The organism is Candidatus Pelagadaptatus aseana, from assembly GCF_040362265.1.
In the GTDB taxonomy this organism is placed as follows: Bacteria; Pseudomonadota; Gammaproteobacteria; order Pseudomonadales; family Cellvibrionaceae; genus Pelagadaptatus; species Pelagadaptatus aseana.
The window spans coordinates 91,316-104,184 of record NZ_BAABNJ010000009.1 but is presented as its reverse complement, the minus strand read 5'-3'; the positions used below and the strand labels follow the sequence as shown (position 1 = coordinate 104,184).

Genomic DNA, 12,869 nt, shown 5'->3' with positions numbered 1-12,869 from the left:
TTCTTCGGCCTGGATCGGAGTGACTGGCAATGCGGCCAGAAGACCCAGAGCGCAGAGGGCAGAAGCAGGTTTTGGCTGTATAGCAAGACGGATGTGTCTTCTCAGCAAAGAGTTATGCAGGGGCATTAGTGAGGAAATCCCTTCTGGTCATTATTGCTTTTTTTCAATTTAAGGAGGGGATTCTACTTGGGATGCTGGCTTTAGGCTACTGCTCAGGTAGAATTCCGAGCCTCTTGATCGAGAGAATAAAATAAAGCCGGCAGGATGGGGTGAATAAAGGATGAATGACGAGGTTTCCCTGTGTGGGGAAGTGATTGAGGCGCTGGCCAGTTGGGTGTCTCAACAGTTGCAGCAGCATCAGTGGCAGTGTCCGAAAAAACTGGTGTTGGACCCGTTGGGTGGGGATGCCGGTTTTCGTTGTTATTTTCGTCTCAATGTTCAGCCGGGATTGCTGGCGGTCTATGCGCCACCGGCGGTAGAGAAGAATCACGCCTTTGTCGCACTGGCCCGGCACTTTATTGGGCAGGGGGTTCACGCCCCCGAGGTGGTGGCCGTGGACTTCGAGCGGGGTTTTCTGCTGCTTGAGGATTTCGGCGATCGACCTCTGCAGGACGAATTAACCTCGGAATCCGTGGACATGCTCTACGGTGAGGTGTTGCTGTCGCTGCTGCGCTTACAGCAAAGCCCGCTGCCAGAACCCGAACCGGGCTTTGAGTTGCCCATCTACGATGCTCAGCTTTTAAGGCAGGAGATGCAGCTGTTTGATCAGTGGTTTGTGCCGCAGTTGTTGGACTATGAACTCGATAGCGCTGAGCGGACCATGCTCAATGATTTCTACGATCAGCTGACTCAGGTCGCTCTGCAGCAGCCGCAGGTGTGCGTACATCGGGATTTTCATTCGCGCAATCTGATGTACCGCGAGGGTCAGGCACCGGGCGTCATTGATTTTCAGGACGCGGTGTTGGGGCCGGTGACCTATGACCTGGTTTCGCTGTTACGCGATTGTTATGTCCGCTGGCCAAGGGCCCGGGTCGAGCAGTGGGCGCTGGCATACGGCACCATGGTTGAAGATGTGGGGCTGGTCGACGATCTCTGTCAGCAGCAGTGGCTGCAGTGGTTTGATTGGATGGGGTTGCAGCGCCATATCAAGGTTCTGGGTATTTTTGCCCGGCTGTGGTTGCGCGATGGCAAGTCGGGTTACCTGAATGATCTGCCTCTGGTGATTCGCTATACCCTGGAAGTGGCCGACAGCTATCCCGAGTTGGCAGGGTTCGCCGACTGGTTTCGCCGCACGCTCATCCCCCTGTGTGAACAGCAGCCCTGGTACCTTGATTACCAGTTGGCGGGAGAGGGATCGTGAAGGCCATGATTCTGGCCGCCGGTCTGGGCAAGCGTATGCGCCCTCTGACCGATTACCTGCCCAAACCGCTGTTGCCGGTGGCGGGCCGGCCATTGATCGAGCATCATCTGATGAGGTTGCAGGCTGCGGGGGTGCGCGAGGTCATTATCAATATCGCTCACCTCGGGCATCTGGTCCGGGAGTCATTGGGTGATGGTTCCCGGTTTGGTTTGAGTATCGAGTACTCTGAAGAGGGCAAGCCTCTTGAGACCGGCGGTGCCATCAATCGGGTCCTGTCACAGCTGGGGGAGGATCCCTTTCTGTTGATCAATGGCGATGTCTGGACTGATTGCGATCTTAGGGCGCTGATCCAATCGGACTTGCCTGAGGCGTGCCTGGGGCATTTGCTGCTGGTGCCCAACCCGGATCATTGTGAGCAGGGTAATTTCTGCTTTCGCGAAGGTGGCGATGGCGTCTTGCAGCCGTTGACCCAGGGGTGTGACAGTTTCACTTTTAGCGGTGTCAGTGTGCTGAGACCGCAGCTGATTGCCGATTTTCCCGAGCGCCGGGAGTATTTCCCGCTGCGCGAAGCTTTTTTCTGGGCGATGGATCAGGGGCGTCTGCGGGGCGAGGTGTTCACCGGGCACTGGGTGGATGTCGGGACTCCCGAACGTCTGCAGCAGCTGGACAGGTTGCTGAGTCAGGGGGATTAATACCCGCTGTTAAAGGGCCGGTGGCCGGTAGTCTGGAAACAGTGTTTTCAGGGTTCTGGCGAGTGGTGCGGCCAGCGCCTGATTTTCCGGGGTCAGGTAGGCGTAGAAACGGTAGGGCCCGCTGCGCATAATCAAATACATGTCGTTGTTGAGAATGTTGATGCGCTTGTAACTGTGGATAAAATTGTCCACGCCCAGACCATAATCCGATCTGCCCGCGGCGGTAAGGCGCAGCATCTGCTCGACATTGATGCTGCCGGTGGCGATGGTGTGGGGCAGTGACAGCATAATATCTTCCAGTACCATCAGACTGCGGGTGTAGGACACGGAGGCTCCATCGGGAATCTCGCTGTAGTCCCGCAGCATGGGCTGCAGTTTGCTGCTCCAGAGATTCACATGATAAGAAAACAGCAGGAAGTCTACGGGTATCAAATTGGCCCCGGTGATCTGGTTTTTATGTGAAGTCAGGCCGCAGGAGCCGTCCACCTGGCCGGACGCCAGCATGGTTTGCTCGCGACTTTTCGGTACGGAGATCATCTCAAAGTTGTAGCCGAGATCTTCAAAGGCTTTGCCAAACAGTTGCAAACCAAAGCCATAGGCCGGGTCCCACTGCTTGGTGCCACAGCTGAACGTGATGGTTTTTGGCTGGTTGTGTGGTTGCTGTTGCAGGTCTTGCTGAATGGCTTTGGCGTTATCCTGAGCGTCAATGAGCAGCTGCTTTTTTTGCCGCTGGTACCAGAGATTCAGGCTTTTTTGGGCGTGTTGTATCAACTCTCCGTGTTTGCGGTGCAGTGCCGGTTTGATGCTTGAGAGAATCAGCCGCTGGGTTGGCTTGTCCCTGAGCTCCGCGGCAATGGCTGGGGCAAACCCAAACAGAGGGTTAAACGCAATAATGCCGTCTAGGCGTTTTTGTTTGAATGCTTCAAACATGGCCTGTTCGCTGTCAAACGTTTGCAGGTTCAGTCCCATGGTTTGTAATTTTTCATGGAATACCTGAGTCACAGGCGAACTGCCGAGTGTTGCTTTCAACAGTTGCTGCTGACTGAGTGGCGTGTTGCTGATCGCCATCAGGCTGTAATTGAATACCGGGGTGTCGAGTGAGATCACCTGGTTGTGAAATTCGGGATTGCTGCTGAAGGCATCGTTGGTGCGACCGCAGCTGCCATCGAGCTCTCCACGGATCAATTGCTCGAAACCACCGGAGCGAATCTGGCTCGGGACAAACTCTATGCGGTAACCGAGTGGCTCAAAGACCTGTTGGTGAATGTCGATTAGCTGCTCATAGAGCGGATTTTCCGGTGGAATCAGGCATTCAAAGCGCAGGGTTTGGTTGGCTTGTATCGCTCCGCTGATGTTGGGCAGTAATGGCAGCGCCAGTAACAGCAGTGCCAGAAGCTGGAGTCGGATGGTCAATGTCATGTGGTTGAAGCCGGTTGCGCCATTCGGGTTCTATTGTCTGCGATTTACGATGGCGTTTTCCACTTTTACACCCTTGGCGTATTTACTCAGAAAACCGCGCACTCGTTTACTGAGGCGGTTTTCACCGAGCATGGTGTTGTGGCTGAGTTCGGGCAGCAGGATTTGCTGGTAGGTTTTGAAGCCATTGCGCAAAGCGTATTTCTTGCGCTCAATGCTGTCGCGGTTGTCCTGCTGGTGGGTGCCAAAGTAAATATCCAGAGTGGGTAATTCCGAATCGTACAGACTGCTGAGCAGATTGATATCGCCTCGTGGTGAGGTATTGCGGGCATTGATAATGATCATGGCGCGAATCGGTTTGATGGGCTTTTCACCGCGCTTTTTCGGTTTGGGCTCGGGGAGGCTGCCGAGGTAATGGCCGGCGCGGGCCGCACCCACACCGTCACCGAGCAGGACAATATTGAAAATACCCTGATCGTTGAGGTGGCGAATGGCGGCTTCAATCCGGCTGTGGGCAATGTCCTCCGGGTTCAGTTGCGGTGGCACCGGTTCTTCGTTGCTTGAGGCAGACTCGGTCTGCAGATTGCCGTCGCTCAGTGCGCCGGTGGTGTCATCAAAAATTTCGTTTTCTTCGCCGGCTTCGGCCCGGGGCTCTGTGGTCGCCGGGTCGGCCTGTGTCTGTTCTGCCGGAGTTTGGTCTGCTGTGGACTCGCCTGGCGCCGGTGTGTTTTGCGCGGCATTGCTACTGCCGGTGGCGTCGGTCAGCGGCGGTTGAGTGGTCGGGACGGGGTTGGCCGGCAGGGTTCTTTTGGGCTTTTCGGTTTCCGCAGGGTTGGGCAGGCTGGTGGCCAGTGTGATCCAGCCGTGATAGGGAAGGGTGCTGCGGATCCGCTCGATGGTTGTGGGCCAGTTGGTGTGTTGTCCCTCGGCGTGCAGAATCAGCACGGCGCCCTCGGGGTCGGTGCCGATGTCTTCTTCGTAGAGGGCCAGAAACGGGCCGCCAAGGCCCTCGAGCCAGATCACCGAATCCTGCTCACCCAGAGACTTTTCCAGCAGTTTCATGTCGCGCTCGCTGCGCGAGGTGTAGATGGGAGGCTCCTCTGGCGTGGGCGGAGCAGCAGTGAGATCGGCTGATGCGGCGTCTGTGCTGGCCGCGGTTGCGGGATCAACCGGTGCCGTGTCAGCGGGTGCCTGACTCCAGCCGGGGGCTGCGAGCAGCCACAGCAGGATCGCAGACAGGAGATGCCCGCCGCGGCTTTTTGTTGGTGGGCTAGGCTGTTGGTTTTCAGTACAATGCGCGCACTTCATAGTTATGTTTGTCTTAACGTTGGTCCGGTCAATTACAGAGTGCAGAGGTTCTCATGCAACAGGATTTTAAAATAGCTCCATCCATATTAGCGGCAGATTTTGCCCGTTTAGGAGAGGAAGTTGAAAATGTTTTGGCCGCAGGCGCCGATATTGTGCACTTTGACGTGATGGATAACCATTATGTGCCCAATCTGACGGTAGGTCCCATGGTGTGTAAAGCATTGCGCAATTACGGTATTACCGCCCCTATTGATGTGCACCTGATGGTGGAGCCGGTGGATGATCTGATCGGTCAATTTGCCGATGCCGGCGCCAGCATCATTACCTTCCATCCCGAGGCGTCAAAGCACGTGGATCGCTCCATTCAACTGATTCAGCAGGCAGGTTGTGAAGCCGGTCTGGTGCTTAACCCTGCTACCACCCTGGAGTCGGTTCGCCACGTGTTGCCGAAGCTGGATATGTTGCTGCTGATGTCGGTGAACCCGGGCTTTGGCGGTCAGAAGTTCATCCCATATACCATCGATAAGTTACGCGAAGCCCGTGCCGCCATCGATGAGATTGTGGCGGCTGAGCCCGGACGCAAACCGATCCGTCTGGAGATTGATGGTGGTGTGACTGCAGATAACATCCGGGAAATTGCAGCAGCGGGTGCCGATACGTTTGTGGCCGGCTCTGCGATCTTTGGCAAGGGTGATTACGCCGCGGCCATTGCCGCCATGCGCGAGCAGTTGGCGCAAGTTTGATTGTGTTGGGCCGGTTGAGTCCGGCCCTGTGTGCTGTTGTGCGTCAGGCTTCTGCCACCGGTTGATCCTTGTTGCTTTGATCGGCGGGGGTGATGGCTTCAGGCGTTTTCGTTTCAGTGGCTGCCTGTTTGCTCTCAAGGTGCTTACTGCGAGACCACTCCAGAAAGCGATGGACGCCCTTGATCACCGCATCGGTGCGTGGCGAGTGAATGGTGTCGAAGGCGTGCTCGGCGCCCAGCAGTTCCAGATACACCGCCGTATTGTCCTGTTGTTTCAATCTCTGGTGGAACAGGCGCGCGCCCGCCACGGTGGTGAGGCTGTCGATCTGTCCCTGAACCATCATAAACGGCGGTAGTCCCGGGCGCAGGTGGGTGACCGGAGACGCCAGATCCCACAGTTCAGGGTTGTCTTCAGGGGTGTCAAAGATCACCTTGTGCTGCAGAAAGTTTACAAACATGTCCCGGCTGCTGTTATCCATCTTACCGATCACATCGTAGACGCCATAAAAAGGCACCACCGCCTGCAACGAGGTGTCCACATCCGGGTAGTCTTGTTGCAGTTCTGGCATATTGGCCGTGAGCCCCATCAGGCTGGTGAGATGGCCTCCGGCTGAACCGCCGGTTACGGCCACAAAGTCCGGGTTCATGCCGTATTCCTGCCCCTGAGTTTTAATCCAGCACAGTGCGCGCTTACAGTCTTCCAGATGGGTGGGGAAGCCGACACTGGGGCTGAGGCGATAGTTGATGGCAACACAGATCCAGCCCTTGCTGGCCATCAGCTGCATCAGTGGCAAGGCTTGTGAATCCTTGGTGCCGATGGTCCAGGCGCCACCATGAATTTGCAGCAGTACCGGGCAGCCCTGTTTGGGCAAATGCTTGGGACGATAGATGTCCAGATGTTGGCGCACCCCATTGGGGCCATAGGCAATATCCTTGATGACTTCGACGTCTTCGCGCTGCATTTTAAAAGGATTGAGCCACTCTTTGGCGTCCGCATGATTTTCAACCCGATGGCGCAGCTCGGGCGTGATTTCCTGCAGATAATGGTTGCCCAGCTCTTCCTGCAGCGCTTCTTCGGTTAGCTGTTCGGCCATAAAGGCTTTCTTGATGTTACTGACCAGACCGCCCCAACTGACAATCAAAACCAGCAGGGCAAAGAGGCCCAGACCTGACTGCAGTGCGCCGGCAAAGCACAGTAACAGGGCCAGAATCATTTGGGTGGGAAGCCAGAGCCAGGCCAGCTCGGTTGTGATCAGTGAATAGGCAAAGCGGGTCCAGGGTGGTGCTATGCGCTTGGTGCGGCGATCGTAGAGAACGGTGGCCATTGATGCGGTGTTAAACGCCGCCAGAAGAGCGAGTATCCAATCCATCAGAATAAATCTCTGTAACTATTATTATTGATGCGCACGATATTAGAGTTTTTATGGGGCTTCTACAAACATCCCAATGGCCTTGAAGCCCATTAATTACGGCACCTGCCTGTACAGTGTCGAGGCGAGTGGTTACACTACGGCGCTATTCATTTTTAACGGTTTTTAGGTGTACTTGTGAGCACAAAGCAAATGGCTCGATGCGAACGGATGTTCGCAGGGCGATGGCGTCAGTAATTCCCTCCTTTTGAAAGCGGGCCCATGGGCTCGAGGCGCTGTGTTGAGCGCCGTATTTGATCGCTGATTTTCACAAGTTTAAAAAAACAAGGACATAACCATGTCACCTGAAGAATTTAGTCGTCTGGCTGCGGCAGGATTTAATCGCATTCCCGTGGCCCGGGAAGTGCTGGCGGATCTGGATACGCCGCTGTCGAGTTACCTTAAATTGGCCCAGGGCCGTTACAGCTATTTGTTTGAGTCGGTGCAGGGCGGCGAAAAATGGGGCCGTTACTCCATGATTGGTCTGCCGGCTCGTACAGTACTCAAGGTGTCGGGCAGCGACATTGTGATCGAGACCGACGGCGTTGCAGTGGAGCGTCATCAGAGTGATGATCCGCTGGCTTTTGTGATGCAATTCAAAGAGCGTTACCGGGTTGCCGAACAAGATGGCCTGCCAATGTTCAACGGCGGCCTCGTGGGTTATTTCGGCTACGACTGTGTGCGCTATGTGGAACCCAAACTGAAGGCGTCACAGCCGCAGGATACCATTGGTAATCCGGATATCCTGCTGATGGTGTCTGACGAAGTGTTGGTGTTCGATAATCTGTCGGGCAAATTGACCGTGATTGTTCACGCCGACCCAGCCGAAGACGACGCGTTTGCAAAAGCCAGTGACCGACTGGATCAGCTGGTGGCCAAGTTGCGCGATATCACTCCGGACACGGCACCGATGAAGTTGTCGGGCGACGCCGTTCGCGAGGGGCAATTCAAATCCAGTTTTGGTGAAGACAACTTCAAAGAAGCCGTGGCCAATATCAAAGAGTATGTGCTCTCGGGTGATACCATGCAGGTGGTGATTTCCCAGCGCTTGTCGTTGCCGTTTGATGCCGAGCCGTTGAACCTCTACCGGGCATTGCGTTGCCTCAATCCTTCACCCTATATGTATTACCTGGATTTGGGCGATCACCATGTGGTGGGCGCCAGTCCGGAAATTCTGGCGCGTCTTGAAGACGGTGAAGTGACGGTACGACCCATTGCCGGTACCCGTCGTCGTGGTCATACAGAAGCCGAGGATCTGGCGCTGGAGCAGGACATGCTCAACGATCCCAAAGAAATTGCCGAGCACCTGATGCTGATTGATCTGGGTCGCAATGACGTCGGCCGGGTAGCCAAAGTGGGTGAGGTAAAACTCACGGACAAGATGGTGGTCGAGCGCTATTCCCATGTGATGCACATTACTTCCAATGTCACCGGTCAGGTGCGTGACGATGTGGACGCCATGGATGTCCTGCGTGCGGCGCTGCCGGCGGGCACCTTGTCCGGTGCACCGAAGATTCGCGCCATGGAAATCATTGACGAACTCGAGAGCGAGAAGCGTGGCATCTACGGTGGCGCGGTGGGCTATCTGGCCTGGAACGGCAATATGGATACCGCCATTGCCATTCGCACGGCGGTGATCAAAGACAAGACACTTTACGTACAGGCCGGTGCCGGTGTGGTCGCCGACTCGAAGCCTGAGTTGGAGTGGAAAGAAACCATGAACAAAGCCCGCGCCATTTTCCGCGCTGTGGATATGGTTCTGTAAGGTAAGGGGAGAACGCTGTGATTTTAATGATTGATAACTACGACTCCTTTACCTACAACGTGGTGCAGTACCTCGGTGAACTCAAGGCTGACGTAAAAGTAGTGCGCAACGACGAAGTCACCGTTGCCGATATCGAGGCCATGGCCCCGGAAAAAATTGTCATTTCTCCGGGCCCCTGTACGCCCAATGAGGCGGGCATTTCCATCGCCGCGATTGAAGCCTTTGCCGGTAAGATTCCACTGCTGGGTATTTGTCTGGGACACCAGAGTATTGGTCAGGCCTATGGTGGCAAGATCGTTCGCGCCGGACAGGTAATGCACGGTAAGACCTCGCCAATTCACCATGGCGATGTGGGTGTGTTCAAAGGTTTGACCAACCCCTATCAGGCCACCCGTTACCACTCGCTGGTGATTGAAAAAGAATCCCTGCCCGAGTGTCTGGAAATTACCGCCTGGACTGAAAACGCCGACGGCAGCATGGATGAAATCATGGGTGTGCGTCATCGCGAACTGGATGTGGAGGGTGTGCAGTTTCATCCGGAGTCCATTCTTACTGAACATGGTCACGATTTGCTGCGCAATTTTCTTGAGCGCTAACAGAACAATAAGAAAGAGATAACACTATGGATATCAAACAGGCTCTGACCGCCGTCGTCGAAGGTCGCCATCTGACCACCGCAGAGATGGCGGACGTTATGCAGCAGGTGATGACCGGCGAAGCAACGCCGGCTCAGATCGGTGGTTTTCTGGTGGCGTTGCGTCTGAAGGGGGAGACTCTGGATGAAATTACCGGCGCCGCTCAGGTGATGCGCAATCTGGCTGCCCGGGTTGAGATCGATTCCCCTAATCTGGTGGATACCTGTGGTACCGGTGGCGATGGCGCCAACCTGTTCAATGTCTCTACCGCTTCAGCGTTTGTCGTAGCGGCTGCTGGTGGCCGGGTGGCCAAGCACGGCAATCGCTCGGTGTCGTCCTCCACTGGTAGTGCCGATGTGTTGGAGGCCGCCGGTGTGGCGCTGGATCTGACCCCGGATCAGGTGGCCCGCTGTGTGGATGCCATTGGTGTCGGCTTTATGTTTGCGCCGGCTCATCACAGTGCCATGAAGCACGCCATTGGTCCTCGCCGTGAGCTGGGCCTGCGTACCATTTTTAATATGCTGGGGCCCATGACTAATCCCGCCGGCGTTAAGCGTCAGGTCATTGGTGTGTTCAGCAAGGCTCTGTGTGCGCCCATGGCCGAAGTGCTTGGCCGACTCGGCAGTGAGCACGTGATGGTGGTGCACGCCGGTGACGGACTGGATGAGATCAGTCTGGCGACCTCGACCCATGTGGCTGAACTCAAAGATGGCCAGGTGAGCGAGTACAGTATCAAACCGGAAGACTTCGATATCGACAGTCAGTCACTGATTGGTCTGGATGTTTCCAGTGCGGTTGAATCATTGGCGCTGATCCACGATGCGCTGGGCAAGCGCAGCAACAATGAGGCGCAAAAGGCAGCGGATATTATTGCCTTAAATGCCGGTGCTGCGATTTATGTGTCCGGTGTGGCAGATACTTTGAAAGAAGGGATTGCCATGGCTCAGGATGCCATTGCTACCGGCCTGGCCCGGGAAAAAATCAACGAGCTGGCAGCCTTTAGTGACTGCCTGAAAGCGGCTGAGTAAGTCATCGCGTTAAGCAAAAATTTGAGTTGTATTATGAGTAAGATTCCAACCATTCTGGAAAAAATTGTCGAGCGAAAGTTTGAAGAAATTGCTGAGCGTCAGGCTGTTGTTTCTGTTGAGGAATTGAAAGCCAAAGTAGCCGAGCAAGCCGACGCTCGCGGTTTTGTAAAAGCCATTCAGTCCAAAATTGATCAGGGATTGGCGGGTGTTATTGCCGAGGTGAAAAAAGCATCACCCAGTAAGGGTGTGATTCGCGAAGATTTTTATCCTGCAGAAATTGCCATCAGCTACGAGAAAGGTGGCGCGGCCTGTCTCTCGGTATTGACCGATGTGGACTTTTTTCAGGGTGCCGATGCCTACTTGCAGGAAGCCCGTACGGCTTCGTCTCTGCCCGTGATTCGCAAGGATTTTATCGTCGACGAATATCAGGTGTATGAAGCGCGCGCCATGGGGGCCGATTGCATTCTGCTGATTGTCGCCATTCTCGAGTTCGATAAGCTGGAGGCTCTAAATACTCTGGCTCATGAATTGGGCATGGATGTGCTAGTGGAAGTGCACGATGCGGCAGAGCTTGAGCTGGCACTGCGCCTGCCCAATAAATTAATTGGCATCAATAATCGCAATTTACACAATTTTGAAACCACACTGGACACCACTTTCTCGCTGTTGGATTCGATCGGTGACGATCGTATCGTTATTACCGAAAGTGGCATCCATACCATCGATGATGTCAAAGCCATGCGCGGCCATGACGTTCATGGTTTTCTGGTGGGCGAGGCCTTTATGAAGGCGGAAGATCCCGGCGTTAAATTGTTGGAAATGTTTAACTAAGAGGCTTTTGCCTCTGTTTCTATCTTCTGTTCCAGCTTTTTACAGCATTCCTGTAATACTCGGCTGATGCGCGTCTCATTTTCAATCATGGCCAGCTTGGGCCAGGTGGCGCGCTCACCCATCTCAATATAATTGACCATGTCCATATGATTCGGGTTGGTTAATATTTTTCTGTAGCGCTTCAGTGACAGTTCCGGGTAGATATTAATATCGCCCATATAATCCTGCCCCAACACGGCATCGGCTCGATCCATCCAGAAGCGCAGGGTGCGGTTCTGGATCCGTTTTTTGGTGACCGTAATGGTTTGGTGCAACTGAGCTTTCAGGCTGGATGTGGCGAAGTCCAGCGCGAACGGAATAACGCCTTCACTTTCGCGGGTCAGCACAAAAGGCAGAACGTGTGGGTTAGTCTGGCTGACAATAAAGTGATTGGCGTTGTGCAATCGACTCATGCGTCCGGTAGGGATGTCGCCATTGACGGCGCCGTCGGCCCAAAGTTCTGAATCCATATAAGGGCGAACCTCGCCGCTGGCTGTTCTTTCCATCAGTTGCGTGGAGGGGAAGGCAAAAGGCACGGCACAGGAAGCCAGCGCTGCGTAAGAGATAAGGGCGTCGGGTGCGGTTTTGTAATTCAGGATACGGGGTTTCTGACCGGCGCGAGTGGGCGATATGGTGATGTTAATAATGCGGCCAGTGCGATCGAACGCTTCCTTAAACGTCAGGTCTGAAAAGTTCGCAGTCATGCATTTCAATAATTGCATGGGATCAAACAGGGCTTTTCGTTTCAGCATCTCAGCGGGTTTTAGCCAGGCGAAAGCTTCCACATAATATTCTTCCGGACGGTTGATGTTAGCCAGCAGTTCTTCGTTGGTTTGCGTGCCCAAAACGCCATTGATAAAGGCACCCATGCTGGAGCCTGAAATAATATTGGGCACCAGATCATGCTCCAGCAGAACTTTGATCACACCCAGATGATAGACGCCGAACAATCCGCCACCGCTGAGCATCAGGGCCGTGCGGCCAAAGATGGTCTCGGCCTGTTGCAGCATGGCCAGTTTTTCCTGTTCCGAGACACCGGGCAGCTTGGCATCGCTGATGGCCTTAATGGAGGTTTCCACTTCCTCCAGGTATTCAGTGATCAGGTGCTTGGTGCCAGTGAGTGCCACATTGTATAAATGCGGATCGGTCAACTCTCCCAGGGTGCGATGCAGACACTCTTTCAGATAGGGAATAAACAGGTTGAACTGCTGCGTCTTGCGATAGTGGCGCATGGCCTTGATTTGCTCTTTCAGCAGCTCGTAGGGGTAGTACCCCGAGCGATCTTTCTCGCGCCATTCATCCAGCCCCAGTGAGCGGTCGTATTCCTGGGCGATTTCCTGCCATTCACGAAACGACTGGGCATTATTAAGGCCTTTCTGGATGCTGCGTAATTTGCGAAGGTTCGGTCTAATCATGGCGTCGGTAGCCCGTAGTGGGGGTGATCAGTAAAACAGGGCTATTATACTGGATAAGACAGTGGAGCAGGATAGCCCGCGACCCTTGTTTGTGGGATGTTATTGGCTGCCATTCCCTGTAAATTCAGTAGATGTTTGCGGCGGTTGTAGGTCTTTGCTCGGGTTTGCAGGGCTTGCACCGAGCGTGGCACTGATATCTGATACAGACTGACGTTTAAACGGTGATTTC

11 protein-coding genes are annotated in these 12,869 nt (G+C 54.6%); 7 read left to right on the top strand and 4 right to left on the bottom strand.

The genetic code is table 11. The features are described 5' to 3' along the window. Nucleotides 1-280: 280 nt before the first annotated feature. Together ACPXV9_RS13900 and murU are read left to right on the top strand one after the other, a co-directional pair. Nucleotides 281-1,360, top strand: a complete 1,080-nt coding sequence (locus ACPXV9_RS13900) for an aminoglycoside phosphotransferase family protein (protein WP_423898228.1) — start codon at nucleotides 281-283, stop codon at nucleotides 1,358-1,360. 5 nt (nucleotides 1,361-1,365) lie between these two features. Beyond that, nucleotides 1,366-2,052 carry an N-acetylmuramate alpha-1-phosphate uridylyltransferase MurU gene (gene murU, locus ACPXV9_RS13895; protein ID WP_423898345.1) on the top strand — a complete coding sequence of 229 codons (687 nt, stop codon included), beginning with the start codon at nucleotides 1,366-1,368 and terminating at the stop codon, nucleotides 2,050-2,052. 9 nt (nucleotides 2,053-2,061) lie between these two features. Here the strand turns inward: murU and ACPXV9_RS13890 are convergent, their stop codons facing one another. Together ACPXV9_RS13890 and ACPXV9_RS13885 are read right to left on the bottom strand one after the other, a co-directional pair. Next, entirely contained in the window at nucleotides 2,062-3,471 is a 1,410-nt protein-coding gene (locus ACPXV9_RS13890) for a hypothetical protein (RefSeq protein WP_423898227.1), read from the bottom strand. A gap of 30 nt (nucleotides 3,472-3,501) precedes the next feature. Further along, on the bottom strand, nucleotides 3,502-4,776 hold the full coding sequence (locus ACPXV9_RS13885; RefSeq protein ID WP_423898226.1) for a DUF3530 family protein: 1,275 nt from the start codon (nucleotides 4,774-4,776) through the stop codon (nucleotides 3,502-3,504). A gap of 53 nt (nucleotides 4,777-4,829) precedes the next feature. Between ACPXV9_RS13885 and rpe the strand changes: the two genes are divergently transcribed. Next, a complete protein-coding gene (gene rpe / locus ACPXV9_RS13880) occupies nucleotides 4,830-5,519 on the top strand; it encodes a ribulose-phosphate 3-epimerase (RefSeq protein WP_423898224.1) in 690 nt (229 codons plus the stop codon). Nucleotides 5,520-5,562: 43 nt separating this feature from the next. Here rpe and ACPXV9_RS13875 read toward each other — a convergent pair whose 3' ends face one another. Then, nucleotides 5,563-6,888, bottom strand: coding sequence for an alpha/beta hydrolase fold domain-containing protein (locus ACPXV9_RS13875; RefSeq protein ID WP_423898221.1), 1,326 nt, complete (start codon nucleotides 6,886-6,888; stop codon nucleotides 5,563-5,565). Between the two features lie 337 nt (nucleotides 6,889-7,225). Here ACPXV9_RS13875 and trpE point away from each other — a divergent pair, with 337 nt between their 5' ends. From trpE to trpC, 4 genes are read left to right on the top strand one after another with little or no spacing between them, the layout of a single operon-like run. Beyond that, nucleotides 7,226-8,692 (top strand): anthranilate synthase component I, encoded by a 1,467-nt coding sequence (trpE, locus tag ACPXV9_RS13870; RefSeq protein WP_423898219.1) that lies wholly within the window; start codon nucleotides 7,226-7,228, stop codon nucleotides 8,690-8,692. 17 nt (nucleotides 8,693-8,709) lie between these two features. Next, a complete protein-coding gene (locus tag ACPXV9_RS13865; RefSeq protein ID WP_423898216.1) occupies nucleotides 8,710-9,288 on the top strand; it encodes an anthranilate synthase component II in 579 nt (192 codons plus the stop codon). Between the two features lie 26 nt (nucleotides 9,289-9,314). Then, nucleotides 9,315-10,355 carry an anthranilate phosphoribosyltransferase gene (trpD, locus tag ACPXV9_RS13860; protein ID WP_423898215.1) on the top strand — a complete coding sequence of 347 codons (1,041 nt, stop codon included), beginning with the start codon at nucleotides 9,315-9,317 and terminating at the stop codon, nucleotides 10,353-10,355. Between the two features lie 33 nt (nucleotides 10,356-10,388). Beyond that, entirely contained in the window at nucleotides 10,389-11,186 is a 798-nt protein-coding gene (trpC, locus tag ACPXV9_RS13855) for an indole-3-glycerol phosphate synthase TrpC (RefSeq protein WP_423898212.1), read from the top strand. Here trpC and ACPXV9_RS13850 read toward each other — a convergent pair. Further along, entirely contained in the window at nucleotides 11,183-12,640 is a 1,458-nt protein-coding gene (locus ACPXV9_RS13850; protein WP_423898210.1) for a patatin-like phospholipase family protein, read from the bottom strand. The two genes, trpC and ACPXV9_RS13850, sit on opposite strands and share 4 nt — an antisense overlap. Nucleotides 12,641-12,869: the final 229 nt, after the last annotated feature.

Coding starts and splice junctions, on each gene's coding strand:
- ACPXV9_RS13900 (WP_423898228.1), top strand. CDS start 281: ATGAATGACGAGGTTTCCCTGTGTGGGGAAGTGATTGAGGCGCTGGCC.
- murU (WP_423898345.1), top strand. CDS start 1,366: ATGATTCTGGCCGCCGGTCTGGGCAAGCGTATGCGCCCTCTGACCGAT.
- ACPXV9_RS13890 (WP_423898227.1), bottom strand. CDS start 3,471: ATGACATTGACCATCCGACTCCAGCTTCTGGCACTGCTGTTACTGGCG.
- ACPXV9_RS13885 (WP_423898226.1), bottom strand. CDS start 4,776: ATGAAGTGCGCGCATTGTACTGAAAACCAACAGCCTAGCCCACCAACA.
- rpe (WP_423898224.1), top strand. CDS start 4,830: ATGCAACAGGATTTTAAAATAGCTCCATCCATATTAGCGGCAGATTTT.
- ACPXV9_RS13875 (WP_423898221.1), bottom strand. CDS start 6,888: ATGGATTGGATACTCGCTCTTCTGGCGGCGTTTAACACCGCATCAATG.
- trpE (WP_423898219.1), top strand. CDS start 7,226: ATGTCACCTGAAGAATTTAGTCGTCTGGCTGCGGCAGGATTTAATCGC.
- trpD (WP_423898215.1), top strand. CDS start 9,315: ATGGATATCAAACAGGCTCTGACCGCCGTCGTCGAAGGTCGCCATCTG.
- trpC (WP_423898212.1), top strand. CDS start 10,389: ATGAGTAAGATTCCAACCATTCTGGAAAAAATTGTCGAGCGAAAGTTT.
- ACPXV9_RS13850 (WP_423898210.1), bottom strand. CDS start 12,640: ATGATTAGACCGAACCTTCGCAAATTACGCAGCATCCAGAAAGGCCTT.